The organism is Adlercreutzia shanghongiae, assembly GCF_035830635.1.
Taxonomy (GTDB): Bacteria; Actinomycetota; Coriobacteriia; order Coriobacteriales; family Eggerthellaceae; genus Adlercreutzia; species Adlercreutzia shanghongiae.
Genome location: NZ_JAYMFI010000003.1, coordinates 210,302 through 235,023, shown reverse-complemented (window position 1 = coordinate 235,023; position 24,722 = coordinate 210,302). Strand labels below are relative to the sequence as shown.

Genomic DNA, 24,722 nt, shown 5'->3' with positions numbered 1-24,722 from the left:
ACCCGCGGAAGGAGAAGCCGGTGGCCCAGCGCATTTACATCATTGAAGACGACACGGCCCTGCGCACCGAACTGGCCCACGTGCTGGAGCTTTCGGGCTACGCCGTGGCAGCCTACGAGGGCACCTGGGCCGACACCGCCGCTCGCGCCCTGGCCGCCGAGCCCGACTGCATCGTGCTGGACCTGAAGTTGCCTGGTGCCGACGGGCACAGCATCTGCCGCGACATCCGCGCGCACAGCGACGTGCCCATTCTCATGCTCACCTCTTCGGAAAGCGAGTTCGACGAGGTAATGGCTATGAACCTGGGCGCCGACGACTACGTGGTGAAGCCCTACCGCCCCGCGGTGCTGCTGGCCCACCTGCAGGCGCTTCTGCGCCGCAGCGCCACCCCTGCCTCCGACATGATCATCCGCCACAAGGGCGTGGAGCTCAACGTCGGCTCGGCCACGGTGAGCTTCGCGGGACGCACCGCCGAGCTCACCCGCAACGAGCTGCGCATTTTGCAGACGCTCATGCGCAACCCGGGCATCGTGGTTCCGCGCAGCGAGATCATGTGCGCGCTGTGGGAGTCGGATGCGTTCATCGACGACAACACGCTCACGGTGAACGTGAACCGCCTGCGCAAGACGCTGGGCACCCTGGGCGTGCCCGACGATTTCCTCGCCACCCGCCGCGGCGTGGGCTACACCGTATGAGCAAGCGCATCAACAGGAATGGCGCGGCGGAAGGTCCCGCCGGCACCGAAGCGCCGATGGCAGCGGCCCCCGTACCCGAGAGCGCACAGCCATCGCCCGACGACTTCCCCGTCTTCACGCCGGCCAGCTACGTGCGCGACAACGTGGCAGGGCTCGCGGCGCTGGCGCTGTGCCTGGCGAGCATCGTCATCGTGCTGCCCGCCCTGGGCGTGAACCCCGCGGGCACGCTGCTTACGGCCGATATTCTCACCTTGGTAGCCCTGGCCGCGGGCTTTCTGGACTACCGGCGCAAGGCCGCCTTTTACCAGGAGCTGCACGGGCTGCTCGCCCAGCTGCGCCAGGCCTGCGTGCTGCCCTCGCTCATTCCCGAGCCGTCGTTTCTGGAGGGCCGCATCGCCTTTTGCACGGCCGCCCGCCTGGGACAGCTTTCCTCCGAGGAAACCGCCCTGCTGCGCGACGATGCGGCCGCCTACCGCCGCTACATCGAGCTGTGGATTCACGAGACGAAGACGCCCATCGCCGCCATCAAGCTGATGTTGGCCAACGAGCCCAGCCCCCTTTCCGCAAAGGTCGCCCGCGAGCTGGAGCGGGTGGAAGCCCAAGTGGACCAGGCGCTGTACTACGCACGGTCCACCTCCGTTGAGCGCGACTACGCCATCCGCGAGGTAAACCTGGCCGCAGCCGCGCGCGAGGCTTGCAAGCGCAACACCCGCTTCCTCATCGAACGCGGCGCCCTGCCTGCCTTCGACATTCCCGAGGACCTAACGGTGCTCGCCGACGAGCCATGGCTCGTGTTCATGCTGGGGCAGGTGGTCACGAACGCCGCGAAGTACGGCGCCACCCGTATTCAATTTGCCGCTCGCGAGGAGGAGCCCGGCACCTCCCGCGGCCGCACGGTGCTTGAGGTGCGCGACGACGGCTGCGGCATTCCCGCCGCCGATGTGCCGCGCGTATTCGAGCGGGGCTTCACCGGCCAGGTGGGCCGCGCGGCGGGCTCTGCCACCGGCATGGGGCTGTACCTGGTGGCCAGCTTGTGCGCCTCCATGGGCCTGCACGTAGGCCTGGCCAGCGAGGAGGGCGTGGGCACCCGCGTCATCCTCACCTTCCCCCACGACCGCACCCGCAAAGATCTCTTCGGCGCGTAGGGGCCTTCAATCCGACGACCCCGGCTTTCGAGGACTGCGTCCATTTTGCGGCGCGATTTCCCGATTTCCACCTCCCATGCGCGTGATACGAGGGATCAGCGAACTAGCTCTTGAAGTTTCTCCAGTTCAGAATCGCGCGTTTGGCAAGCGCCCCCTCGCTGTGACCCGCTAGAGGTGGAAATCGGGAAATTGGGCCGCATTTCTTCGCACATAGGTAGAATCAGGTAGAATCAGGTAGAATCAGGTAGAAAGCGGGACGGTCATGCATGAGGGAATGAGCGTTGAATTCAAGAGCGAGTGGTCCGAGGGCGTTAAGAAGACCATGGTCGCTTTCGCCAACACCGAAGGCGGCACCATCTACCTGGGCGTCTCAGACGATGGGGAGCCCCTGGGCCTTGAAGACCCCGATGGCTGCCGTGAAGGCCATGCAGGCGGCGTCAAACGCCATTCGCCCGGACATCACCTTGTGCACCCGAGCAAACATCGTCGAGAAAGACGGGTGCACTCTCGTGGAAATTAAGGTTCAACGCGGTACTTCGCGACCTTATTACCTTGCTGAGAAAGGCGTGAGGCCCGCAGGCGTGTTCGTGCGCCAAGGCGCCATGACGGCACCTGCATCCGAAAGCGCCATTCTCGCCATGATCAAGGAGTCTGCGAACGATGTATTTGACGCAGAGCGCTCCCTTGAGCAGGACTTAACCTTCGAGGAAGCCCAGCGGTTCTTCTCCGAATACGAGGTTGCTTTCGGCGAGCAACAAATGCGCAGCCTCGGCTTTATCGATGAGTTCGGCACATTCACGAACACTGGGTTGCTCTTCTCCGACCAATGCCCCATCACCGTGAAGGGCGCCGTCTTCGAGGGGGATACGAAAAGTGTTTTCAAAGACCGGTTCGAGTTTTCCGGATCCATCTTACGACAGCTAAAAGAAACGCTGGAATTTCTCAACCGGTACAACGCCACACATTCCGAAATCGGGTCCGACATGCGCCGCGTCGACCGGCGCGACTACCCCGAAAACGCCATTCGCGAGGCGTTACTCAACATGTTCGTCCACCGCGACTACTCCGTCCCGGCACCGGCACTCGTCAGCGTATTCGATCATCGAGTTGAGTTCGTCAACTTCGGAGGGCTCGTTGCGGGCATGTCCGCCGATGACCTCATGATGGGCGTCTCCCTGCAAAGAAACCCCCACATCGCCGCGATCTTCTATCGCCTTAAATTGATAGAGGCCTACGGAACCGGCATTCCGAAAATCTTGGAGAGCTACGCCTCCGCCAATTCGCAACCCGCATTCGACGTAGCCTCAAATTCATTCAAAACGACGCTGCCCTCGCTTCTACCTTCCCCACAGGAGGGGATCGAGACCGTAAGCGAATACGCAGCAGCGCCCCTGTTTGGAATCCAGGAGAGTCGCATCCTCGACTACCTCAACGAGAACGGCTCCATTTCCCGAACAGAGACCGAGGCGCTGCTCCGTATCACGCGCTCACCCGCAGGAGAGCTGCTGTCGCGCATGGAGAGGGACGGCTATCTGGACAAAATCGGCTCCGGTAAGAATACTCGCTATACCCGAGCGCGTTAATGCGCTGCGCTTCGCGCAGTGCCGAGAATGCCGTCGGCACCTAAGCAGCGCAGATAGAAACAGGTGGAGCTGCCACACCCCAACCTGACATGTTCGTAAGGTAAGCGTAAGGCCAATCGATGGAGCGGAATGCGCCCTTTCCGTAGGATGAAATCAGGCTCGAAACCAACCCGAGTCTCCAGCTAAGCAGGATTCGAGTTCGGGATGCTTCGACCGAGCGAGTTCCGCAGCGACTGGAAATGCCCCGTGGGCATTTCCACCAAGCGAGGACTGTCTGAGCGAATCGAAGTATCCCGAACTCGGATCCGAAGGGACGGAATGCCGCGTAGCCGACTCCGGAGGGATGGAACGAGCCGCATTCGCCGAGAGAAAGGATCGTCGTGAACATGCCCGGGAAAATCATTCTCGCCGTTGCTATCATCGGAGCCATGGGGGCGCTTATCGCCCACCAGCTGCCCAAAACCGAGAGGAGCTACTAATGGCCGAAGTGTACACCGAACCCACTCCCTCGGCTTATCGTCCGCAGCCCGCCGACCCCGGCACGCCCCTGCCGCTTGACGCCGATGACCGCGGCACCCTGGACGGCATCGCCACCGCCTTCTCCCGCGACGCCTACGGCGCTGGCGCTTCCGCAGCTGCCGCAGCCCACGGCGCTCACGCCGCCGGCGCAACCGCCGCCCACGCCGGAGCCCACAGCGCACCCGGAACCGCTCCCGGCGCCGTTCGCGGCGGCTCCCCCATCCTGTCGGTGCGCTCCATCGAGAAGGTCTTCGGCAGCCGCGATTCGGTCACCCATGCCCTGGCCGGCATCAGCTTCGACGTGGCCGCCAGCGAGTTCGTGGGCATCATGGGCCCCTCCGGTTCCGGCAAGACCACGCTTTTGAACTGCGTTTCCACCATCGACACCGTCACGAGCGGCCACATCATCGTGGGCGGTCGCGACATCACGGGCATGTCCCGCCGGCAGCTGGCGAAGTTCCGCCGCGACGACTTGGGCTTCATCTTCCAAGACTCCAACCTGCTGGACACCCTCACCGGCTTCGAGAACATCTCGCTCGCGCTCACCATCAAGGGCGAGCCGGCCCGCTCCATCCCCGGCAAGGTGAACGCCATGGCCGCGCGCCTCGGCGTCGATCAAGTGCTGCAAAAGTACCCCTACCAGATGTCCGGCGGCCAGAAGCAGCGCGTGGCCGCAGCCCGCGCCATGGTCACCGGCCCGAAGCTCATCCTAGCCGACGAGCCCACCGGCGCTTTGGACTCGCGCGCCGCCACCGTGATGCTGGAGATCATGGAGATGATGAACACCCAGATGGGCGCCACCATCATGATGGTCACCCACGACGCCTTCGCCGCCAGCTACACCAACCGCGTGCTGTTCATCAAGGACGGCGCCGTGTTCAACGAGCTGCGCCGGGGCGACGAGAGCCGCGACGCCTTCTTCGCCCGCATCATGGAAGTGGTGTCCTTCCTGGGTGGGGAGGCCGGCCATGTATCTTAAGCTCGCCCTGCGCAACATCCGCCGGTCGATACGCGACTACGCCATCTACTTCATCACACTGCTGTTCGGCGTGGCGGTGTTCTACGCCTTCAACTCCATCGGCAGCCAGCAGATTCTCTTCGATATGGAATCGGCGGCCTCGTCCAGCATCTTCAATACCACCACCCAGATGCTGAAGATGTTCTCGGGCGTGGTGGCCTGCGTGCTGGGCTTCCTCATTCTGTACGCGAACCAGTTCCTCATCCGCCGCCGCAAGCGCGAGTTCGGCACCTACCTGGTGCTCGGCATGACGCCGGGCCATGTATCGCGCATCGTGCTGTACGAGACCGTGATGGTGGGTCTTCTGTCGCTGGCCGTAGGCCTGGTGTGCGGCGTGCTGCTGTCCCAGGCGCTGTCGTTCTTCACGGCGGCCCTGTTCGGCACTACCATGACCAACTACCAGTTCGTGTTCTCCTCCGACGCCTTCGTGGTCACCTTGGGCTGCTTTGCCGCCATTTACGTGGTGGTAGCGCTGTTCAACACCCTCACCGTGAGCCGCTGCAAGCTCATCGACCTCATTCGCGCCGGCGAGAAAAACGAGCGCGCCGGCGTGCGCAACCCCTGGGTGTGCCTGGTGGCGTTCCTCGTGTCGCTGGCGGTACTGGCCTACGCCTACGAGCAGCTGATCGAGAACGGCCTGGTGATGATGGACCAGCCCGAGTTCATGCGCGCCACGGTGGGCATGCTTGTGGGGTCGCTTTTGTTCTTCTGGTCGCTCGCCGGATTCGCCATCGCGGTGCTCACGCGCCTGCGCGGCGTGTATCTGCGCAAGCTGAACCTGTTCACCGTGCGCCAGATTGCCAGCAAGGTGAACACGGCGTTTTTGTCGCTGTGGGCCGTGTGCGTACTGCTGTTCTTCTCCATCACCGTGTTCTCCACCGGCATGGGGCTTGTGGAGGTGTTCGTGGGCGGCGCCGAGAAGGCGAACCCCTATTCCGCCAGCCTAGATGCCGGCGTGTGGTACGGCCCCGACGGCACGCCCGCCTCATCGGCCGGCGAGCTTGAGCGCCGCGCCGAGATGGAGGCCGACGCCCCCGACCGCCTGGCTGCGGCCGAGTCCTACGATTGGGACATCGCCGCCGCCCTTGAGGCCGGCGCGCCCGAACTGTGGAGCGAAACCGTCGGCTCGTATGCCCAGGCGAACTTCTACTCTCTGCCTAACATGACCTACGCGCCCCTGGTGGAGGCCGCCGAGGCGGTGGCCAACGGCGCCGACCTGCGCCTGGACGACCTGGGCAGCAGCATGAAGTCGTCGGTGGGCGTGCTGTCGCTCAGCGACTTCAACGCCGCCCGCGCTCTGCAGGGCCAAGACCCGGTGGAGTTGGAGCCGGGCACCTGCGGCTTGGCAAACAACATGGAAATCGTGCAGGCTCTGGCCGAGGCTGTGGCGAAGGCCGCGCCCACGATTGACGCCGGCGGGCAGGAGCTGACCCTGACCGGGCCCGTGCACGCCACGCAGCTGGAGGACAACGCCATGACGGCCACGGCGATGGTGGTCATCGTGCCCGATGAGGTAATCGATGCCCTGCGCGATGAGGGCTGCATCCCCTCCACGCAGACGCTGAACGTGATGTACGCCGACAACGGCAAGTCGGCAGCCCAAAACGACGCGGCCCTCATGGACATCGTGGCCGCCTCGCAGCCGCTGGAGATGGGCGGTTTCGAGAAGGGAACCGCCGGCAGCGGCGAGCCCTACGCGAGCCTGCTGTGGCCGGTGACGCGCATCCTCACCGCCTACGAGATGACCACCCAGTCGGCCGGGTTGCGGCTCATGATCACCTACCTGGCGCTGTACATCGGCTTCATCTTCCTGGTGTCCACCGCCGCTATCTTGGCCATCCAACAGCTGAGCCAGGCCTCCGATTCCACCCCGCGCTACCGCACGCTATACAAGCTCGGCTGCGATGCGCGCATGATCAACCGCTCGCTTCTGGCCCAGGTGCTCGTGTACTTCCTCGTGCCTCTGGGGCTGGCCGCCTGCCATGCCACCTGCGCCATCGGGGTGCTGTCCGATTCCATGCTGAGCGCCATCGGCGTAAGCCCGTTCGGGCCGGTCATGATGGCCGCGGGCCTCACGCTCGTCATCTACGGCGGCTATATGCTGGTGACCTACCTGGCCGCCCGCGGCATCGTGAAGGGAGCGCTCGCCGAGGGGTAGACGCAGACCAGAAGGAGTATGATGGGGGCAGCACATTTCCGCAAGCGAAAGGACTGCCCCCATGGAATACCAGCAGCTGCAAGACGAGATCAAGGCAGCCATGAAGGCGCGCGACAACCACCGCCGCGACATCCTACGCCAGGTGCACACCGAGCTCAAGGCCATCGAGGTGAACGAGCGCCGCGACGTGACCGAGGCCGACGTGGACGCCATGTTGAAGCGCGTGATCAAGCAGACGAAGGAGACGCTGGACGGCTCCATCAAGGCCGGCAACAACCAGGAGCGCACCGACACCCTCACCGAGCAGGTGGCCATTCTGGAGGGCTACCTGCCGAAGCAGGTGGAAGGCGACGAGCTGGCCGCGCTCATCAGCGAGGTGCTGGCCGATACCGGTGCCACCTCGAAGAAGGAGATGGGCCGCGTGATGGGCGAGCTCACGAAGCGCACCGGCGGCAACTTCGACAAAGCGGCGGCCGCCAAGGAACTCGGCGGGAAGCTGAGCTAGATCACCGCGGCCAGGGCCCAGCAGCACGTTTTCGGCATTTTCGAGAGCTGTGCCCGGCGCAGGAATAGAGGAGTCTTTCGATGAGCGTCCCCGGGAATCTCTCCGTAGACAGTGCGCAGGCAAGGGCCGGCAGCCCGTCGCTGCTCTGGGGCCTCAGCGTGTCACCGCTCGTGGCCGCGAGTCTCTCCATCCTCGTCTACACGCTCTCGTCCAATCAGGACCCGCAAGGCCCGGGGCCCTACGCCGCGTTCTTCCTCTCCATGATCGTCGGCTTTAGCACTGCTCCGCCTCTTGTCCGACGACGCACCTTCCTCCAGCGAGGATGGTGCGTCGTCAATGCGCTCATCCTCGAGGGAGCCTTCGCCTGCTTCCTCGTGGCCCCTTCCGCATCCAACGGCGAGCCCCTCTCGTGGGCGGGACTGGTGCTCTCAGGCTACTCACTCGCCTCGCTGTTCGCGCTCTGGCTTTTCTGCCTGCCGGCAGGCCATCCAAACAGCGACCTATTTTCCTACGCCTGCGCCGTGCTCGCGGGGTTTGCCATCTGTCTGTTGCGCACCGCCCTGCCGCCTTTCGCCTTAGGGCCCGCCTTTCCCCTGCTCACGGCTATTCCCCTGTTCATAACCCTCGGCCAAAAACGTCCTCGGTCAGAAAACCCCGATCAGAGCCTGCCTCGGCTTGACGTGCCGCCGCGCGCCCTGCTTCTATTTCTCCTTGCTGGATTCGGCGTGGGGCTTATGGGGCACGATGCCCTTAACCCCGATTATGGAGCCGGATTTGGCGGCCTCATTGCCTTGGGCGCCTACGCATTCCGGCCGCGCATCGCGTTGCCCCTTATCGCCGAGATAGCCGTTCCCTGCATGATGACGGGGCTTTGTCTCTGGCTTCTCGCAGAGCCAGGCGCGCCCTTCTCCATTTTCCTAACTGGCTGCATTCTCCTCGTCATGCACGAGCTCGGAAGCACACGCCGCGACCTGAAGTCTCAGTGCATCATGCTCTGCGTCGCAGCAGCCCTCGGCACAGCGGGAGTAGCCCTCTCCCGACTCTTCGAGGGAATAGATACCGATATCCTCGTCATTGCCCTGGTCATCGCCCTCATTATCGAAGAAGCCCTCCATCGCATACGCCAACTCACAGCGGCCGGCGGCTCAGCAGAGCCGTCGAGCGAAGATGCCGCGCAGCACGCCGATGCCCCCGCAGTAACGCTCGCGCAATCCGCGCCGACCGCGCAACCCGAGCAAACCGGCGAGGACAGGACCTCGCCGACCCCCGCTTCTTCCCTGCGCCCCCGCGACACCTCCCCGATCCTCCCCTTTCCCGAGATCTCCGGCCAGCTCTCTTCCCAGGCGCAGCAGCAACTCGCCCCCTACCGGCTCTCAAGCCGCGAGGAGGAGGTCGCCTCCTTCTTGCTGGAGAATCGCAGCGTGGGCTTCATCTGCGCCTCCTTAAGTCTCTCCCAGAGCACAGTGAAGACGCACATTCGCCACATCTACGAGAAAACCGGCGTGCACAGCAGAGACGAGCTCCAGCTCCTCGTCCATCGCGCCGCAAGCGAGATATCCGCGCCCTGAAGACGGTCCCTCGAAAACGGGAGTTCTGCACGCCCATTCCCCCTACCGTGGAGGCCGAAAGCGCCGAGCTCACTCTTCATGGCCGATGGCAAGCGCCAAAATCATCCCGTCTGGCCGATAGCCCAGTCGATGTTTTTCTCGATTTCCTTCCTCATTATGGCCCCATCGGCATCGCAACAAGCCTGCCGACGGCGATCAAGCGCTCCTGGAAGCGACGGTCGCGCAATACTGAACAGGAGGGAAAATCCGATGAGCACACACGAAACGGTAAGTCGCCGCACCTTCATCACGGCCGTCGGGGCAACGGGAGTCGCCCTGGGCTTGAGTTCCCTGGCAACGGGATGCGCCCCGCAGGGGTCCGACGAATCCCAAGCCCTCAGCAACACGAGCGCTGACGACGTCGCCTGGACCGACGAGGCGGAGGTCGTCGTGGTGGGTCTGGGAGCCGCAGGGGCCGCGGCCGCCGTGGCGGCCCTCGAGGAGGGAGCCACGGTTATTGCCCTGGAAGCCGCCGATCAGGCAGGAGGCACCACTGCGCTTTCGGGAGGCCTCATCTATATGGGAGGCGGCACATCCGTGCAGCAGCGCCTCGGCATTGAGGACACGCCCGAGAACTTCAAGGCCTACCTCACCAAGGCAGTCGGACCGAGCGCCGATACCGAGCTGCTGGATATCTTCTGCACCTCGTCGCCTGATCTCTGCGCGTGGTGCATCGATCACGGCATGACCTTCGATGGCGATGCCGACGAGACCAGCCACATCGTGGAAACACCCGAGGGCATCAGCCTCATGTACTCGGGCAACGAGCGGGCAGCAGATTACGCCAGCATCGCGACACCGGCTCCGCGCGGTCATGCGCCGTCGGGAGGAGCCGCTTCCATCATTGACTCCTTGCTGCAATCTGCCGGTGCCGGCCTCGACATCCGCTTCGGCACTGCGCTAAGCGAACTGGTCACCGACGACAGCGGCGCAGTGGTCGGCGTGAAAGCCGAGGGGCCGAACGGACCGGTAGCCGTGCGGGCCGGCAAGGGCGTCATACTCGCCACCGGAGCCTTTACCAACAACGACGAGATCGTCGAGAACTGCCGCCCGGAGGCCTTGAGCTGTCGCGGGCGCACCGCCGGACCGCTCGATAGGGGCGATGGCATGATCGCCGCCCAGAAAGTCGGCGCTGCCGTGCGCAGCACTTCTCGTATGACCGTGGGAGCCCACGTGTATATGTACGAGGGACTTCCCAAGGGGGCGCTTCTCAATCATCGCGGGCAGCGCATGCTGGCCGAAGACTGGTACGGAAGCTTCATCGGTCGTACTATTTTGGAGAATACGCTGAGCGGCTGCTTCGTCATCATCGACCAGACCATGTACGACGAGGCCATGGGCTGCCCCTATGCTGCGGGCCTCACCAACATCACCTCTGCCGACAGCATCGAGGCACTCGCGGAAAAGAGCGGGCTCAATGCTGACCGCACCGCGGAATCCATCGCCCGCTACAACGAATTCTGCCGCACCGGCGTCGACGAGGACTTCGGCAAGTCTCCCGAGTACCTTATCCCCATCGAGCAGGGACCGTTCTATGCCGTATCGGTGCTTCCCCAGGACTTCTCGGCATTCTTCACTCTCGGCGGCCTGAAGATCGACGGGTCGGCCCGCGTCATAAATCTGGACGGCGAGCCCATCAACGGGCTGTACGCCGCCGGACGCTGCTCGTGCGGCATCTTCGGAGAATATGCCGGCTCGGGCTCGTCCATCGCCGACGGTCTGACCTTCGGCCGTATCGCCGGACAGACAGCCGCCACGCGCTAGTGCACGAGCGGCAGCCTTAGCAAGATCGCGCCGGTGCCGCCCAAATCCTCAACGGGAAGCTGGACTGAGCAGCACGCCCGCCCAACATGAAGAAAGCCTCCCGCTATGGGAGGCTTTCTTTTGTTGAGGGATCCTAGAAGAACGGGTAGATGCTCACGCCGGTCATGTAGAACACGGTGCGCAGGGCAAGCGCGCTCACGAGCACGCAGGCCACGCAGATCGCGCCCCACATCTTGCCGTCGCCCTTTGCCTTGCCGGCGAAGGCCGCGGCCACGCCGCACGCCGCCGCCACGATGGCCGCGATAGAGAATCCGAGCGACGCACCAGTGAAGGGCTCGGTGGAGCCGTCGGGAGTCACGTCGAGCGTCGGGCTCGTCGGGTCGAACCAGAACTCCACCTGGGTGTAGGCACCAGCCGTGGCCTGCATGGCGATGAGGTAGGCCACCACCAGCACCACGTTCACCACCTGGCCGATAAGGTTCACCTTGGCGGCGTAGTCGGCCGACTCGTCCTTCAGGGCCGTCAGAATGGCCATGGTGGCCGGGCCGAAGCCGCAGGCCGCACCCAGAAGCGAGCCTATCTGCATGACGGAATCCCACGCAGGCAGCGAGGCCATCATGTAGGAGTGACCCATGACGCACACGAGCACTACGACCAGCACCAGGCCCACCACGGCGAGCCACGTCGGCACCTTCGCCTCATCGCCGCCGCGGCGCAGGTACACGAAGTACACCACCATCACCACGGCCAGCACCACGATGGCGATGAGCTCCTGGGTGATGCCCGAGCTCAAGTGGCCGAAGCCGTTGAAGATGCGCTCCCAGTGCTCCAGATGGAAGAACACTGCGATGCCGCCCACGACCAAAAGCACGGCCGAGGTGATGAGCGCCGGCATCTGGGCCTTTTTGCCCTCGCCGCGCAGCGCGTAGAGGCACTGGGCACCGAACACGCCTGCCGACCACGCTAGAAGCGTCGTAAACAGAATAAGGGGCCATTGAAGTTCCATAGCGCTACTCCTCTCCCTGCCACTTGCGATTACGCAGGATGTAGCAGTGCTTCGGGCCGTTGCCCGTGTCGGTCAGATGGTACACATCCGCCTCGGTGTAAGGCTCAACCCAATCCTTCAGAGTGGTGCGGTTCTGCATCATCTCCTCGTAGGGCGTCGCCAAATCGTGGGTCGGCGCCAGCGCCTGGAAGGTGTCGATGCCGGCATCCAAATCACCGAAGAAGCGGGCGCGGGAGCCGCACTGGGCCACGCACTGGGGCAGCTCGCCTTGGGCGGTACGCTGCTGGCACAGCGTGCACTTCTCCACGACGCGCTCTTCCTCGTTGAGATAACGCACGCCGTAGGGGCAGGCCATGGCGCAGAACTGGCAGCCGATGCACTTCGACTTGTCGATCTGCACGGTGCCATCCTCGGTCACATGGGACGCCTGGGTCGGGCACACCTTCACGCACTCGGGGTCCTCGCAGTGCTGGCACTGGATGGGGAGGAAGTACATCTCCACGTCGGGCCAGTCGCCGCAGCCGCCCTCCTTGGGGGTGGGGCCGATGCGCAGGGTCTTGATCCAGAAGTCGCCGGGCATAACGCCGTTGACGGTCTTGCAAGCCGCGGAGCAGGCCTGGCAGCCCACGCAGCGGTTCAGGTCGGTAACGATAGCGTAGCGGGTCATGTTACATCACGCTCCCATCCCACTCGGGTTCGCCTTCGAAGCGGGCACGCAGGCCCTTGCCCGTAGGCACCCACTCGCGCAGACGCGGGTCGGAGGCGTCATGGATGCATTCCACGCCGTTCGGGTCGCACGGGACCGGGTTGCCGAACGGAGAGTTCTCGGCCGTGGCCTTATAGATGACAGTCGGGGTGGAGCGCATGGTGGCGCAGCCGCCGACGGCGTCCTGGCCGTAGGGGTCGTTCACCACGTTGATGCCGACGAGCTCGAAGCCATGGGAGGCCGTGTCGAACTCGGGGAACCACCAAGCATGGTTGGCGTTCACAACGCCCTGGGAAATGCCGTAGTACAAATCGAGCACCTCGCGGACCTTGCCCCAGGGAGTCTCGATCCACACCCAGTCGCCCTGCTTGAGGCCCAGACGCTCGGCATCCTTCGGGTTCATCTCGATGCGCGGCGACGGCCAAACCTCGCGGCACCAGGGCAGCTGGCGATGCTCGGAGTGGAAGTAGGTAGGCTGGCGGGAGCCCGTGGTCATCAGGAAGATGTTGTCGGGCATAGCCTTCAGGGTGTCCTTGTAGCCGTGGTTCATGAAGTACGTGTCATCGGCCTGGTCGATCAGGGCCGGATCGTACAGCTCGGGCTTGGCCACCGGCGAGTCGGTGGGCTCGCGGTAGATCGGGAAGCGATCGTCGTCGCCCTGGAAGTGCGGCAGGTCGGAATGGGCCCACTTGTCGGAATCCTCCGGCACCTCGCCCATGTTGCAGATGTAAGCCTCGCACACCAGCGACCAGATCTCGATCAGACCAGAGGCGGTCATGAAGCCAGGATGGAAGTCGACGAGCGGGAACAGGTTGAAGCCGCCCTGCTGACGACGCCAGCCCATCTCGTGACGACGGAAGGTGCCCCAGCGCTCGGGATGCCACTCGCGGCAGTCCATCCAGCCGTGCTCGGTGAACCACTGCTTAGCCTCGGCCCAAGTCGGGCCATCCGGGAACTCAGCAGTCTTCCAGGCGTCGACGTTGTCCTTCAGCACGCGGTCATGGTCGGGCCACAGGTAGCTCGGCGCGCCGGAAGCGTCGTATTCGTCGCCCAGCTGCTCGGTCCACTTGTCGATGAAGGCCTGGCACTGCGGCTTGAAGTTGAGGTTCTCGGCCGGAGCGGCGTCCGGGTCCTTCGTGTTCCACGGCACGCCCATGGCCTTGTACATACCCACGTTCCAGTCGGGGTCGTAGATGGTCTCGCCGGGCGCCTCGATGGCCTGGCAGCAGCAACCGAACATGCCGCCGGAACCCTGGGAAACGCGGGTGGAGTCGATCTCCATCCAGTGCTGGCAGGGGAAGATGATGTCGGCGTTGCCGTTGTTCGGGCAGAACCACAGGTTGATGTCGACGAAGAAGTCGAGCTGCGTGGTGGCGTCCCAAGCACGGGCGATGTTGCCCATGTTCATGATATCGCCGGACTGGCACACGCCGCCGTGAAGGGCGTACAGGGTCTCCTTGACGTTGTAGCCCACTTCCTTGTTCTCGTTCTCCATGGCCAGCGACCAATCCGGATCCTGCAGGCAGGCGTCCCAGATGGCGTTAGAGTCAGCCCAGCGGGCCCAGAAGCGGTTCAGCGGGAAGCGGTCGGCGTCGACCTGGCCGGCCTGGCGCATGAAGATGGTAGTCGGGTTCGGCCAGCCCTGAGAGGGAAGCATGGCGCCGCCCATGCGCTTGGCGATGACGATGGCCTCCTCGTCGCTGGGCACCTTGTTGCCGTAGCGCTCGGCCAGAGGCGAGTTCTCGTCGAGCAGGTACTGCACGAAGTCCTGCATGTGCTTGGCGACTTCCTCGAGGGAGTAGTCGCGGCCCGGCCAAGTGATGGCCTGATCCCCCCAGGGAGCGGCCTTTTGCATATTGGAGCGGCCGGGGTTGCCGTCGAACTGGCTCTTGCAGGAGCCGCGGTTGCCGGCGGGCTCGTCGGAGTTGCCGGTCACGCAGGACAGCATCTGCAGCACGCGGTTGTTCTGGATGGAATTGCCGTTCTGATCGCAGGCGAGCTGGAAGTGGATGCCGCCGTTGCCATGACGCGGGTCAACGCGGGTCGTCCACACCTTCACGGCCTCTTCGGCTTTGTCGCCGGGCACACCGGTGATCTCCTCGACCTTGTCCCAGGTGTACTGGCTGGTCAGATCATGGAAGCCGTCCCAGACGGTACGGCACTTGTAGGTCTTGCCGTCCTTCAGCTGAACCTCGACCTCGCCGGGGAACAGCGCGGGCTTCTTGGGCAGGCCGGCCGGATTGGTGGTCTTGCCCTTCTCGTTGCCCTCGTCCCAGTAGCTGTCGAACTTGGCGTCCGCCGGATCGCACCACACGGAGGGGTCGGGCAGCCAGCCGGGAGCCACGAGGCCCTCGAGCGGATGCTCGATGAACGAGCCCGTGGTCGGGATCTTGTGCATCTCGCCTTCCCACTTGCCCTCTTCGGCATCCCAGTAGGTAAGACGGTTGTTGTTCTCGTCCCACACCATGAAGCGCTGGTACTTGCCGCCTTCTTTGATGTCGGCCTCGGTGATGAGCTTCGTGCGCATATTGATGCCGCCGTTGCCCTCAACGAGCCAGCCCTCGGTCTTCCAAGGCTTCTCGTCGCAGAACAAGAACGGAGCATTGGACCAGCGACGCACCATGGTGTCGTCGTAGGCCTCGTTCTCGATGATCCAGTTGAACCAGCCGAGAGCCAGCGCGCCGTCGGAACCGGGACGCAGGGGCAGCCAGATGTCGGCTTCCTTGGACAACGGCGTCACGCGCGGGTCGACGCAGATGTGCGCCGTGGCGTGCGGGGCCACGTCCGAAATGGTGCGGTTCGTGGTGTCGTAGTTAGAATACTCAACAGCGGTACCCCACTGCACGTACACCTTCGGCTCGGCCTCGACTTCCATCCAAGGGGAGCCCATCTCGTCGGTCATGATGCCGGCCCAGTGACGCGGGCCCTTGCAGACCTGGTAGGCCAAGTGAGCGTTCGGGGTGCCGAACAGCTGCTTCATGCCCTGGTAGGGGCCAAGGGACCACACGCGGGACGTGCCGCACATAACGAAGATGGACTGTCCGCCGTACTTGTCGACGCACTCGCCCAGGCCCTGGCCGGCCAGCTCAAAGGCCTCGTCCAGGGTGATGCGCACCCAACCGGGATCGTCGGAACCCTTGGGGTTCGTGCGCTTCACAGGGTAGCGCAGACGATCGGGGTGATACGCCGCATGCATGGAAGACTGCGACTTCGCGCAGCAATGGCCGCGGCTCTGGGGAGCAGACTCGTCGCCCTCAACCTTGATGGCCTTGCCGTCCTGAACCGTCACCCAGACGCCGCACTCCACCTTACCGCAGGCGCGGCAGCACGTACGAACGTGCTTCAGCTCGCCAGCGGTGGCGTTGGCATCTTCGGCGAGAGCTCGCATGGGCGCGACCGCCGAGGAACTTACTGCTGCAGCTGCACCGGTAATGGCCATCGTCTTCATAAAGTTGCGACGCGACATGGTTAGCTGTGCCATAAAATCCCCACCTCTCTCTTTCCTTTTCCTTTGCCATTCTTCTTGCGCATCGAAGCTGCGGGCGACTTGTCCCACGAACCGAACAGGACGGTTCGTCTTCCCCGGGACGCGAGCAGAGTCGGTGCCTTACGGGCGAAATTGTAAGGAGGGTGCGGGAAGGCCCCTTCATAGGAGGCTTATGATTTCACGCTATTATTCTGGGAAAATGAGGTCATATGATGCGGGAATGACCAGCCCAAACGCCACCGTTGCGCGACTTATTCCACTTTCATGGACTCGACGAGGTCGATAAGCTCATGCTGGGAATGAACGTCGAGCTTGCGATAGATATGGCGCATATGGGTGTTGGCCGTGCCAGCGGAAATATAGAGGCTCTCCTGAATGGCGGCAGAGTTGCGCCCCTTGGCTAAAAGGAACAGCACCTCGGTCTCCTTGCGCGACAACAGGAAGGTGTCGGCCACCGCGGCGCACTTGCGCTTGAAGCGGCCGGCCCGCTGCTCTGGGGACTCCTGGGGCGCGGCGATAGCGGGCCCGGGCTCGGGTACCGAAAGGGCAAAGCCGGTCTGAGGCTTCGCTTCGGCCTGAGGTTTCACTGCGTCCGGTGCGGGGACGGCCGCCTCGACGGCGCCCTGATCCTTCGGAACCTCGGGGGTCTCTGCCTCGGCACCTTCCGCAGACGGCGCCTCGCTGGCCATCTCGTAGCGCGCCTCACCGCTCATGAGCTCTTCCAAATCGGTGCGATCGTCGAAAAGGGGGCAGAAACGACCACGGATGAGCGTGCTGCGCATCTCGGCAGCATTGGGCAGCGTCGCCACACCGAAGGTCAACGTGACGAAACCGACCATCGCAAGCGCCACGGGGTCGCTCAGCACAGCGGCCAGCGGACCGCCGGGCTGCAACAGAAGATAGCCTGCCAGCGAGCCGGCCGACAGCAGGCCGTGACCGAAGCCAAAGGTGGTGAACGCGCTTACGCGGTAGCTTTGGGCGATGTCGGAGTACATGGTCCACAAGCTCGCCTCCAGCATGAAATAACAGCTGGCCATGGCAAACCCGCGGAAGAAGCCATCTTCGCCGAAGGGCGCGCACAGCATCACCAGCAAGGCGGCCATCAGAGGCGCGAACACGCGGAAGGAGAAATTGCGCGATTTGCGCAGCGTGAGCATGGCCAAAATGAGCGCCAGACACACGAACAGGCTCGCCGTGAAGATAGCCAGGGAATAGTCCTTGGCCGCCGATTGGCTGACTTGGACAACCGCCGAAAGCGGCCCGGCCAGCGAGCAGGTTCTCAGAACGCCCACCATAACGCCGAATATTAGGGAAGGCACGCCAACGCGGGCCGCAAAGGAGGCCGTGCGCACGGGCATGGTCAGGTAGGCGAACTCCAGCTTATCCACCAGATCGGCGGAGCATTTGTTAAGGCAGAGCAGCTCCAAGAAAGGCAGCGCCAGACAGAAGAGCGCCGAGGCGGGAACGAAAAGCGTGCCCACCGTGATGGCCGCCGCGAACAGAAGGGCGCTCACGGGAATGGAAAGAGCCGTGGAAAGAGCGATGGTGGGCAAGTCGCACACGCTGAAGGAAACACCGAAGCTCATGAGGAACATGGCCGACCCGATACCGCTCAGCACCCCGGCACCGACGAAGATCGCCGAGGCAGCGGGGCCCGCACCCACCAGGTTGCCCGCGAAGCACAGTATCGTGGCGCAGGCCACCAGGCAAGCGGCCAACAGGCGATTCCTGCGTATCTGCTGAGGCGTACCGAAAAGCTCGCGCGCCTTCTTCAAAAAGACCGCGTAGCCCAGCAAAACGGCGGCATGAACGACGCCCGACGTTCCCGACAACAGCGTCTGCATGGAAGCAGCTTCAGGAAACAGCAGGTACTGGCCGTTGAACATGAAGAGGAATATCCAGGCCCAATGCAGACCGAACCCGGCAATGAGCGTCGGCGACAGCCGGCCGGGCGCCCCTGTCTCTTCCTCGCGGTACTCGAGCTCCACCTTGATATACGGAAGTTTCATGGCTCCCCTTCTCCAGCGCATCGCGCGGCATCGGCACGCCCCTCGGGCGCCTTCGCCTTTCGTCTATGCAGCTGCTCCCCCGTATGTCCGCAGCAGAATTTCGTTCCGTGATGATAACACAGCGTCAACCCCTCGCGGCAAAAGTGACCTTTACGCTCGTCATTAGCACGTGAGCGCTTGCGAAACCCCTTCGCCCGACCCCTCAAGGCGGCCTCAGCGCGATTACCGCTCGTATACCTGGTCGGTATTCATCATGGTCTGCGCCATATGCCAGATGGTGTGCGGCGTGTCGTGCTTGACGGCCCGGGGACGCATGGTGTAGCGCTCCGTGGCGCCGTTCATCAAGTCGACGGCGAAGACCTCTTCGGAGATTTCAAGGGCATGGGCCGGGCAAATGACCTCGCAGCTGCGGCACTTCACGCAATCGCTCGGACGGTGATCGACGCCGAAAGTGCCGCCCTCTTCAGAGAACTTCTCCAACGCTCCCGTAGGGCAGAAGGTGGCGCACATCTGGCAAGAGACGCAGATGTCCGTGTCGATAATCACATGGCCCCACAGACGCGTATCTATCATCACGTCCTCCGGCTCGCCGAGCTCGGCCAAGAAATCCAGCAGGCGCTCGCGACGGTCGGGCACGAAATGAGGCAAGGTGCCGTCGTCCATGACCTTGGTGTAGCGCGGCGAGATTTCAGGCTCTTCCTCCTCGCTGAGCACCTCGGCCACCGCCTGCTCGGCTACCACGGCGCCGGCGCGCGCCGCCACCGACGAGGCTTCCGAGAACAGGGCGCGGCGGGCCGTATCGTGATCGGCGGCCTTCTTGGCCGAAGCCGGCAGTTTGTGGGCGAAGCGCACCTCCATGGGAGACTTCCACACCTGCAGCAGCTTCTCGGCCGTATCGGCCACCATTTCAGCGCAGGCGCGCCCGCTGTTATAGGAGCAGTGCTCGCAGTCGCCGTGGATGAGCACTACCTCGGCAGCTCCCTCGCAAGCGCAGAAGGCCAGCAGCGATTCGTCTACGCGCCCAAGGCATTCAGCACGCGCGATCTTCTCCTCGTCGTAGCGTCCGCGGGCGCGCTCGAGCAGCTCGCCGCATCCCAGATACACCGTGCCCTCGTTGGCCGCAAGCGACGTGCGGCAGGCCGCTGCCAGGGCAGCGTCCCCCGGATGATGGGCCTCCAGAGCGCAGGTGGGGCAGACCGTGGCGCAGGTGCCGCAGCCGATGCACTTTTCCGGAGACACCGAAAGCACCTCGCCATCGTAGTGGATGCAGCCCGAGGCGCAGGACTTAGCACAGCGCAGGCAGTCGGCGTGGCAATTGCGCACCAGCACGCAGCGCTCCTGATGAACGGTGATATAAGGGCTTTCCAACTTGTCGATGAGCCCCAACATGGTATCGATACTCGCCATAATTCCCCCTTGCGTCCTTGGCGTTTTCGTCATCATAAAGGCCATTTCATAGGGGAAATCATAGGGGCCATATTATTCCGTCTATGAAAGCCCTCCTAAACTGACTCGCCGTATTGGGGAATCGAGAGCAAAGGAGGGAACATGGCACTGCTGAGACCATCGCTGACGCTGGTGCTCGATTTGGACGAGCGCAGCGCCGCCAAGCAGACCATCCTCGAAATCAACCGCAGCTACGCCCATATCGGCACGCCGGTCATTCGCACCCACGCGCCCGAGAGCGAAGATGCTCCCGTGCGCAACACGGCGCGAGCCATCGTGAACATGGGCACCTACTCCTATTTGAATTCTGCCGACGAAGGCGCCGACGAGCGCTGGGACACCATTGTGGGTCCGTGGATCGGCAACCTGCTGCACAAGGTCGGCAACAACATGAAGGTGTTCAACGACCGCCAGCGCAAGATCGGCAACCCGGAGGTTCACTTCGAGACGCTGAACATCGAGCTGGGGGCCGGCGCCTTTATCGTGGCCGTGCATCCTCAAGGAGCCGGCGCCATTGATCCGGCCGTGGCGGAACTGGTCACCGCCGCGCGCACGCTGCGCAACGACGGCACCTTCGCCGAGGCGGTGCGCGTGGAGATGCCCACGGCCACCGCATGGACCGAGCAGCGCGACGCGGCTTGGGACGCCTGGATCGTCGAGCACCCCGAGGCCCTGGAAGAGCCCGAGGAGGAGGACGTCGAGGAGGTTATTGAGGAGACGCCGAAGACGCGCGAGGAACTGCTGGCCGAGGACATTATCGCCAAGAGCTACGAGAACACCGCCGTGCCGCCCACGGACTCCCCCACCCTGCCCAAACCGGAGCGCGAGGTGGAAGACGAGGAGGATCCCTTCGATTTCGCCGTGGACTACACGCTGTGGACAGTCGTCGACGCCAACGGCGCCGAGCGCACCTACGATTCTGCCGCGGCGGCCTTCGTCGACTAGCCGGAGCCTTCCATGACGTCCGGAAACATCGAAACCGCCACGTGCACGACCGGCACCAGCCCGACCGGCACTTGCCTGACCGCCACTTGCCCGACTGGCACCGTGCGCACCTTGGTGAAGTGGGATTCTCCCCTCGCCGAGGCCCAGGGCATCGCCTGTGGAGCGGCGGCTTTGCTGCGCGATAAGCGCACCATGGCGCGCCATATCGGGTTTGCCGTGCCGAATCGCACCTGGGCTGGCCAGCTTGCCCAAGCCTGCAAGGTCATGGGCGTGGCCGCCGAGATTTGCGAGGGCCGTCTTGATGCCGAGGGCAACCGCGCGGCCATCTTCGACTTCCGCCTTGGCAACGGCGCCTTTGACTGGCTGTTCGTCGTCGGCTGCACCGAGGGACTCATGCCCACGGCGGCGGCCATCGGCGAGGATCCAGCGAGCCGCGAGGCCCTTGCGATCCAGCGCGAGGCCTTCGCGCAGCTGACCAGCGGCGAGCACCAAAACCTGGTGCTTTCCTACTTCTGCCAGGCCGACAAGGCGCTGGCCGACCACATTCGCCTGCCCTATCGGCGCACTGCGACCCGCGGCGGCGTCGTTTCCGCCCTGTGCGCCCCCAGCCGCTTCATCGGCGAGATGGGAGCCCAGCGGCCGAGCACCATCGGCGGCCAGCGCTTCCTGCGCGACGCCGACCTGAACTAGAGAGGAGTTTTCATGAGCACACCGGATTTGTCCGCGTTCAATTTCAGCTTCGACCCGACCTTGGACACTTGGGCCGTGGACTCAGGCCCCAAGGAGCTGGATTCGTCGGAGATCTTCCTGCCCAACACCGAGGGGCGCAGCGAGTTTCTGCCCCCCGACCCCGACCGCGTGCCGGTCATTGAGAAGTCCGTGCGCACCGACGACCCGGCCTATGCCGCCCGCCCCACCGACGAGCGCACCCGCGAGCTGCTCTCCCAGATGCGTCCGCACCGCGCCACGCTTCTCGGCGTGCTGGCCGCTTGCGAGCAGCCGATGAGCACCGAGGAACTCAAGGGAGCCGTCGAGCGCATCAGCGGCCGCAAGTTCTCTGTGTACACCCCTTCCAACTTCTGCACCATGCTGGAAGTGGCCGGCGGACTTGAGCGCGTGACCGCCGACGGCGCACCTTACACTGCTGAGGTGGCCGCCCCCGAGATCGTGGAGGTGGACGGCCGCGAGTTCTGGCGTCCCACCACGCCCCCGACGGTGTACTGGCGCACCACCGAGGCCGGCACCACCGTGCTTGGCGAGGATGACCCCGCCGCGCGCATCGAGCGCCTCTTCGCCAAGGAGCCGGAGTTCCTGCCCGTGTACAAGCGCATTCTCCTCATGGCCGATACCGACGAGGGCTCCACCATGGGCCTCATGTCCGTAGCCGTGGACACTGATCCGGCCGTAGCCGACAACCGCCGCTTCTACGTTCAGCATTTCGTGGAAAGCCTCGAGCGAGCCGGCGCCTTCGTGTGGAGCGAGGGAGCCTGGCGTGCCACCGAGGCCGGTCGCGCGGCCTTAACCGGCGTGCTGGCCGAGGTTGTCGACGATTACGAGATTCCGGCCGTCGAGGACGTGACCGTTACCGACGTGCCCACGCTCACCGATGGCGTGAACTGGTAAGGAGGAGCCATGACTGAGGAAATTCTGGAAGAGACGAATCTGACGTCCGCCGAGCTCATCGAGCTGTTCAAGCAGCGCGCGGCCACCTACGGGCTGCTCTCGCGCCTTTACGCCAAGGAAGTCGACGCCGAGCTGCTCGATGAGCTGCACGGCACCCTGTGGCCCGTATCCACCGGCACCGAGGCCGGCGACGAGGGCAATCGCCTCATCGCCACCTACCTCTCCGGCATCTGGGAGAACACCCTGACGGAGCTGGCCGCCGACTACATGCGCACCTTCTTCGGCCACGGCTATTCCGGCCACGCCGCCGCCTATCCCTTCGAAAGCGTGTATTCCAGCGAGAAGCGCCTGCTCATGCAGAGCGCTCGCGACGAGGTGCTGGCGCTCTACCGCGCCGCCGGGCTTTCTAAACAGGAAAGTTGGAAGGAGGGCGAAGACCACATCGCGCTGGAGCTGGAGTACCTGCAGATTCTCTCCGACCGCACCGTGGCGGCGCTGTGCCGCGGCGACCAGGAGGAGGCACTGTCATGGGTGCGCGCCCAGTACAACTTCTTCGACATGCATCTGGATAGCTGGGCGCCGCTTTTGACGGCCGAGGTGAAAAAGTTCGCCAAAACCGATTTCTACCGGGGACTCGCCTTCCTCACGGAGGGCTTTCTAGAGACCGACCGCGAAGTTATGGAAGACCTGCTCGCGGAGGATTAGCGCAGGGCCGCTTTCGTCGGCCGCATAAGTAGAGGAGAAGACATGGGAGACGAGAAGAAACGAGACGGCGCGGGCATGTCCCGCCGCACCTTCGCCCTCGGCGTGGGCGGGGGCTGCGCACTTCTGGCCATGGGGGCCTTGAAGGTCGTACCGGCCGAGGCCCAGGTGCGCCCGCCGGGCGGCCAGGACGAGGAGCGGCTCATCGCGGGGTGCATTCGCTGCGAACGCTGCGTGGAGGCCTGCCCGCGCGGAGCGCTGCGGCCGGCGCACCTCGAGGACGGCATCGTTACCGTGCGCACGCCCACCGCGAACTTCAACGACGGCTGGTGCGACTTCTGCGACGAGGAGAACGGCGGCACGCCGCTGTGCGTGGAGGCCTGCCCCACCGAGGCGCTGTCCCTTCCCGCCGATGCCGAGGCCAAGACGACCATCATCGGCAAGGCCGTGCTCATCCGCGATTGGTGCCTAGCGTGGTACCGCGACAACGGCTGCCGCTTCTGCTTCGATGCGTGCCCCTACGAGGCCATCGAGCTTGACCAGTACAACCGCCCGGTCGTGAAGGCCGAGAACTGCAACGGTTGCGGGGCCTGCCAGAGCGTCTGCGTATCCCAGCAGGAGGGCTCCTACGCCGTGGGCGCCACCTCGCGCGCCATCATCGTTGTTCCCGAGAGCGAGGCCTAAGGAGTCGTCATGAGTCAGAAACTTCGCATCATCGTTCCCCTGGCCGTTCTCGCCGTCGCGGGCGTGGCCTATGCTGCCCATGCGAGCGTGGGCACCCTTTCCGCCATCGGCTGGGAATCTATCGCGCTCATCTGCCCCATCGGTGCTCTGGGCACTATGCTCGCCAGCAAGATGCTCGTGCCGCGGGCCGTCATCTCCCTGGTGCTGGCCGTGGCCGCTATCTTGGTTTTGGGGCGCGCTTTCTGCGGATGGCTGTGCCCTGTTCCCGTGTGGAGCAAGCTGCGCGGCATCTTCAAGAAGAGCGACGAGAAGGCATCCGTGGAGACGTCCGAGACTTCTTCTGCAACCGAGACGGTTTCTGCGTCGGCGGCTTCAAAGGCTGCTGCGAAGGCCGCGCCGCTTTCTGCCGCTGAGAAGCGCGCGCTGAAGGCCTCTTGCGGCGGCGGATGCGCCTCCTGCGGCGATCGCAAGCCGGCGGACTCGCGCCACTTTATCCTCGGCGGCACCCTGCTTTCGGCGGCTATCTTCGGCTTCCCGGTCTTTTGCCTTGTGTGCCCCGTGGGCCTGTCTTTCGCCATGGTGTTTTTGCTTATCGCCCTGTTTGGCAATGGCGACGTCACCTGGTCGGTGCTGGTCATCCCCGTGCTGCTTGCCGTCGAGGTCGTCTTCTTCCGTAAGTGGTGCTCTCATCTGTGCCCCATCTCGTCGTTCATGAGCCTGGTGGGTCGCGCCAACCGTACCTTCCAGCCGGCCATTGACGATGAGAAGTGCCTGGAAACCGCCCATGGCGCCACCTGCGGCCGCTGCGCCGATGTGTGCGAGGTGGCCATCAACCCGCGCCACCCGGAGCTGGGAACCACCTTCAACGAGTGCACCCGCTGCCGCGCCTGCGCCGACGTGTGCCCCGGCCATGCCATCAGCTTCCCGCTGCTGGCCCGCAAGAAGGCCGGCGCTCCGGCGCTTGAGCCCGACGAGGCACTCGGCGCGAGAGGCGCCGCGGCAGCCGAGCCGGAGCTGGAGCTGGACGAGCCGGCCGAAGCGCTTTCCTAAGCCTCCTCTTCTCGGGATAAGCTGGGCGACGCGCGCGCCTGCCACCCGCGCGGTGTGCACGCAAGCTGCC

The 24,722-nt window shown here is 64.2% G+C and carries 20 protein-coding genes; 15 read left to right on the top strand and 5 right to left on the bottom strand.

Going from position 1 to position 24,722, the window contains the following annotated elements; genetic code table 11:
• The first annotated feature begins 20 nt into the window (after positions 1 to 20).
• The 9 genes from VJ923_RS03015 to VJ923_RS02980 all read left to right on the top strand — a co-directional run bounded on the left by VJ923_RS03015 (position 21) and on the right by VJ923_RS02980 (position 10,994).
• Entirely contained in the window at positions 21 to 695 is a 675-nt protein-coding gene (locus tag VJ923_RS03015) for a response regulator transcription factor (protein WP_326438389.1), read from the top strand.
• Positions 692 to 1,840, top strand: a complete 1,149-nt coding sequence (locus tag VJ923_RS03010) for a sensor histidine kinase (protein WP_326438387.1) — start codon at positions 692 to 694, stop codon at positions 1,838 to 1,840. The genes VJ923_RS03015 and VJ923_RS03010 overlap by 4 nt, the downstream gene beginning before the upstream one ends.
• Positions 1,841 to 2,102: 262 nt before the next feature.
• Entirely contained in the window at positions 2,103 to 2,360 is a 258-nt protein-coding gene (locus VJ923_RS12260) for an AlbA family DNA-binding domain-containing protein (protein ID WP_407651364.1), read from the top strand.
• On the top strand, positions 2,248 to 3,423 hold the full coding sequence (locus VJ923_RS03005; RefSeq protein WP_326438385.1) for an ATP-binding protein: 1,176 nt from the start codon (positions 2,248 to 2,250) through the stop codon (positions 3,421 to 3,423). Before VJ923_RS12260 ends, VJ923_RS03005 begins: the two co-directional genes overlap by 113 nt.
• 739 nt (positions 3,424 to 4,162) lie before the next feature.
• The gene (locus VJ923_RS03000; RefSeq protein ID WP_326438693.1) at positions 4,163 to 4,921 is read left to right on the top strand and encodes an ABC transporter ATP-binding protein; all 759 of its coding nucleotides are present in this window, start codon (positions 4,163 to 4,165) and stop codon (positions 4,919 to 4,921) included.
• Positions 4,911 to 7,118, top strand: a complete 2,208-nt coding sequence (locus VJ923_RS02995; RefSeq protein WP_326438383.1) for an ABC transporter permease — start codon at positions 4,911 to 4,913, stop codon at positions 7,116 to 7,118. The genes VJ923_RS03000 and VJ923_RS02995 overlap by 11 nt, the downstream gene beginning before the upstream one ends.
• Before the next feature lie 61 nt (positions 7,119 to 7,179).
• Positions 7,180 to 7,623: a GatB/YqeY domain-containing protein gene (locus tag VJ923_RS02990; RefSeq protein ID WP_326438380.1), complete on the top strand. Its 444-nt coding sequence runs from the start codon at positions 7,180 to 7,182 to the stop codon at positions 7,621 to 7,623.
• Positions 7,624 to 7,703: 80 nt separating this feature from the next.
• On the top strand, positions 7,704 to 9,191 hold the full coding sequence (locus VJ923_RS02985; RefSeq protein ID WP_326438378.1) for a helix-turn-helix transcriptional regulator: 1,488 nt from the start codon (positions 7,704 to 7,706) through the stop codon (positions 9,189 to 9,191).
• A 249-nt stretch (positions 9,192 to 9,440) separates the two neighbouring features.
• Positions 9,441 to 10,994 carry an FAD-dependent oxidoreductase gene (locus tag VJ923_RS02980; RefSeq protein WP_326438376.1) on the top strand — a complete coding sequence of 518 codons (1,554 nt, stop codon included), beginning with the start codon at positions 9,441 to 9,443 and terminating at the stop codon, positions 10,992 to 10,994.
• Positions 10,995 to 11,127: 133 nt separating this feature from the next.
• Here the strand turns inward: VJ923_RS02980 and VJ923_RS02975 are convergent, their stop codons facing one another.
• The 5 genes from VJ923_RS02975 to VJ923_RS02955 all read right to left on the bottom strand — a co-directional run bounded on the left by VJ923_RS02975 (position 11,128) and on the right by VJ923_RS02955 (position 19,609).
• Positions 11,128 to 12,000 (bottom strand): DmsC/YnfH family molybdoenzyme membrane anchor subunit, encoded by an 873-nt coding sequence (locus VJ923_RS02975; RefSeq protein WP_326438374.1) that lies wholly within the window; start codon positions 11,998 to 12,000, stop codon positions 11,128 to 11,130.
• 4 nt (positions 12,001 to 12,004) lie between these two features.
• Complete coding sequence (locus VJ923_RS02970) at positions 12,005 to 12,667, bottom strand: 4Fe-4S dicluster domain-containing protein (protein WP_326438372.1); 663 nt, start codon at positions 12,665 to 12,667, stop codon at positions 12,005 to 12,007.
• A gap of 1 nt (position 12,668) precedes the next feature.
• Positions 12,669 to 16,187, bottom strand: coding sequence for a molybdopterin dinucleotide binding domain-containing protein (locus VJ923_RS02965; protein ID WP_326438370.1), 3,519 nt, complete (start codon positions 16,185 to 16,187; stop codon positions 12,669 to 12,671).
• A gap of 257 nt (positions 16,188 to 16,444) precedes the next feature.
• Positions 16,445 to 18,202: a response regulator transcription factor gene (locus VJ923_RS02960; RefSeq protein WP_326438368.1), complete on the bottom strand. Its 1,758-nt coding sequence runs from the start codon at positions 18,200 to 18,202 to the stop codon at positions 16,445 to 16,447.
• Between the two features lie 222 nt (positions 18,203 to 18,424).
• Positions 18,425 to 19,609 carry a 4Fe-4S binding protein gene (locus VJ923_RS02955; RefSeq protein WP_326438366.1) on the bottom strand — a complete coding sequence of 395 codons (1,185 nt, stop codon included), beginning with the start codon at positions 19,607 to 19,609 and terminating at the stop codon, positions 18,425 to 18,427.
• Between the two features lie 141 nt (positions 19,610 to 19,750).
• Here VJ923_RS02955 and VJ923_RS02950 point away from each other — a divergent pair, with 141 nt between their 5' ends.
• From VJ923_RS02950 to VJ923_RS02925, 6 genes are read left to right on the top strand one after another with little or no spacing between them, the layout of a single operon-like run.
• Positions 19,751 to 20,593: a hypothetical protein gene (locus tag VJ923_RS02950; protein WP_326438365.1), complete on the top strand. Its 843-nt coding sequence runs from the start codon at positions 19,751 to 19,753 to the stop codon at positions 20,591 to 20,593.
• A 12-nt stretch (positions 20,594 to 20,605) separates the two neighbouring features.
• Positions 20,606 to 21,283: a hypothetical protein gene (locus VJ923_RS02945; RefSeq protein WP_326438363.1), complete on the top strand. Its 678-nt coding sequence runs from the start codon at positions 20,606 to 20,608 to the stop codon at positions 21,281 to 21,283.
• 12 nt (positions 21,284 to 21,295) lie between these two features.
• On the top strand, positions 21,296 to 22,216 hold the full coding sequence (locus VJ923_RS02940) for a hypothetical protein (protein WP_326438361.1): 921 nt from the start codon (positions 21,296 to 21,298) through the stop codon (positions 22,214 to 22,216).
• Positions 22,217 to 22,225: 9 nt separating this feature from the next.
• Positions 22,226 to 22,921: a TorD/DmsD family molecular chaperone gene (locus VJ923_RS02935; protein ID WP_326438359.1), complete on the top strand. Its 696-nt coding sequence runs from the start codon at positions 22,226 to 22,228 to the stop codon at positions 22,919 to 22,921.
• A 42-nt stretch (positions 22,922 to 22,963) separates the two neighbouring features.
• Positions 22,964 to 23,602, top strand: coding sequence for a 4Fe-4S dicluster domain-containing protein (locus VJ923_RS02930; protein WP_326438357.1), 639 nt, complete (start codon positions 22,964 to 22,966; stop codon positions 23,600 to 23,602).
• Positions 23,603 to 23,611: 9 nt separating this feature from the next.
• Positions 23,612 to 24,652, top strand: coding sequence for a 4Fe-4S binding protein (locus VJ923_RS02925; RefSeq protein ID WP_326438355.1), 1,041 nt, complete (start codon positions 23,612 to 23,614; stop codon positions 24,650 to 24,652).
• Positions 24,653 to 24,722: the final 70 nt, after the last annotated feature.

Bases quoted from the DNA above. Each gene is read 5' to 3' on its own strand.
- VJ923_RS03010 (WP_326438387.1), top strand. From the start codon at position 692: ATGAGCAAGCGCATCAACAGGAATGGCGCGGCGGAAGGTCCCGCCGGC.
- VJ923_RS12260 (WP_407651364.1), top strand. From the start codon at position 2,103: ATGCATGAGGGAATGAGCGTTGAATTCAAGAGCGAGTGGTCCGAGGGC.
- VJ923_RS03005 (WP_326438385.1), top strand. From the start codon at position 2,248: ATGGCTGCCGTGAAGGCCATGCAGGCGGCGTCAAACGCCATTCGCCCG.
- VJ923_RS02995 (WP_326438383.1), top strand. From the start codon at position 4,911: ATGTATCTTAAGCTCGCCCTGCGCAACATCCGCCGGTCGATACGCGAC.
- VJ923_RS02990 (WP_326438380.1), top strand. From the start codon at position 7,180: ATGGAATACCAGCAGCTGCAAGACGAGATCAAGGCAGCCATGAAGGCG.
- VJ923_RS02985 (WP_326438378.1), top strand. From the start codon at position 7,704: ATGAGCGTCCCCGGGAATCTCTCCGTAGACAGTGCGCAGGCAAGGGCC.
- VJ923_RS02980 (WP_326438376.1), top strand. From the start codon at position 9,441: ATGAGCACACACGAAACGGTAAGTCGCCGCACCTTCATCACGGCCGTC.
- VJ923_RS02975 (WP_326438374.1), bottom strand. From the start codon at position 12,000: ATGGAACTTCAATGGCCCCTTATTCTGTTTACGACGCTTCTAGCGTGG.
- VJ923_RS02970 (WP_326438372.1), bottom strand. From the start codon at position 12,667: ATGACCCGCTACGCTATCGTTACCGACCTGAACCGCTGCGTGGGCTGC.
- VJ923_RS02965 (WP_326438370.1), bottom strand. From the start codon at position 16,187: ATGGCACAGCTAACCATGTCGCGTCGCAACTTTATGAAGACGATGGCC.
- VJ923_RS02960 (WP_326438368.1), bottom strand. From the start codon at position 18,202: ATGAAACTTCCGTATATCAAGGTGGAGCTCGAGTACCGCGAGGAAGAG.
- VJ923_RS02955 (WP_326438366.1), bottom strand. From the start codon at position 19,609: ATGGCGAGTATCGATACCATGTTGGGGCTCATCGACAAGTTGGAAAGC.
- VJ923_RS02950 (WP_326438365.1), top strand. From the start codon at position 19,751: ATGGCACTGCTGAGACCATCGCTGACGCTGGTGCTCGATTTGGACGAG.
- VJ923_RS02945 (WP_326438363.1), top strand. From the start codon at position 20,606: ATGACGTCCGGAAACATCGAAACCGCCACGTGCACGACCGGCACCAGC.
- VJ923_RS02940 (WP_326438361.1), top strand. From the start codon at position 21,296: ATGAGCACACCGGATTTGTCCGCGTTCAATTTCAGCTTCGACCCGACC.
- VJ923_RS02935 (WP_326438359.1), top strand. From the start codon at position 22,226: ATGACTGAGGAAATTCTGGAAGAGACGAATCTGACGTCCGCCGAGCTC.
- VJ923_RS02930 (WP_326438357.1), top strand. From the start codon at position 22,964: ATGGGAGACGAGAAGAAACGAGACGGCGCGGGCATGTCCCGCCGCACC.
- VJ923_RS02925 (WP_326438355.1), top strand. From the start codon at position 23,612: ATGAGTCAGAAACTTCGCATCATCGTTCCCCTGGCCGTTCTCGCCGTC.